General features: G+C 74.5%; 1 protein-coding gene. It reads right to left on the minus strand.

Going from position 1 to position 1,013, the window contains the following annotated elements:
- Positions 1-1,013: HNH endonuclease signature motif containing protein (locus DCI01S_RS17670; protein WP_167349585.1), on the minus strand; the 1,013-nt coding region annotated here is incomplete at both ends.

A 1,013-nucleotide genomic window follows, 5' to 3' on the forward strand; every position in this document is an offset into this window, starting at 1 on the left:
TCATGCGCTCACGCGGGGCCGGGGCCGGGGCCGAGTGCGGGGCGGCGTCGGCGCTGCCCGCGGTCTCGTCCGCGGTCTTGGGTGGCGGCGTGGTCGCGGCGCAGGCCTCGGCGGTGTTGCGGGCGGCGGTGCGGGCGCGTTCGCGGGCCAGGCGTTGGGCGCGGCGGGCGAAGTACGTCGCCTCGTCCAGGACCCCGGCCCCGTAAACGGGGCTGGGGTTGCGGCGTTGCTGACGTGCCCAGGCATCGGCCTCGGAGCGTTGTTGCTCGCGCCGGTACTGGGCCAGCGGCCCGTCGGGGCGGGTGAGCATGACGGTGCCGTCGGGGGTCGTCACGATCAGCGTGCCATCGGGCTGGAGCTGGTAAGTCCAGTCGGAGAAGGTTTTGAACCGGTGATGGCGCCGGCACTGGGCCACCAGGTTCGCCTCGATGGTCAGGCCACCGGCGGCGGGGTCGGCATGATTGAACGGCACCACATGATCCAGATCGCAGTCGTCGGCGGGGATCGCGCACCCGGGGTGGCGGCACGTGCCGTCGCGGAGCCGGACCCGGCGCGCCAACTGGGCACCGGGCCGGTACCTCAGGGCGGCGTCGGTGTCGTCGGCGGCACCGATGCGGGGATCGACCTGCTCGAAGGAGGCCCCATCCGAGGTGGCGAGCATCTCCATCAGGGTCTGCAGGGCCGCCTCGCCGGTGCGGGCGAACTCCACCCGCGCCCCGTGCTCGTCGCGGCCGTTGTCTCCGGTGGCGATGACGGTGACCTTCGGCCGCAACACCGGCGCCTGACCGGCGCCGCCGGTGGGAGCGCCCGCAGCGCCGTCGGCGGCATCGTCTGTGCTCGCGGCGTCCTCGGAAGCGTCGGCAGCGTCGGGGCGAGTGGGGGTGTCGCCGCAGATCAGGGACATCAGGGCGTCGGCGCGGCGTTCGGCTTTGGAGTAGTTCGGCTCCGGCTCAGGCCCGTCCGGGGCGGCGGCCGTGGCGTCGGCGTCGGCGGCCTGGTGTTCGGCGACCCGC

It is taken from the genome of Dietzia cinnamea NBRC 102147, assembly GCF_001571065.1.
GTDB classification, from domain to species: Bacteria; Actinomycetota; Actinomycetes; order Mycobacteriales; family Mycobacteriaceae; genus Dietzia; species Dietzia cinnamea.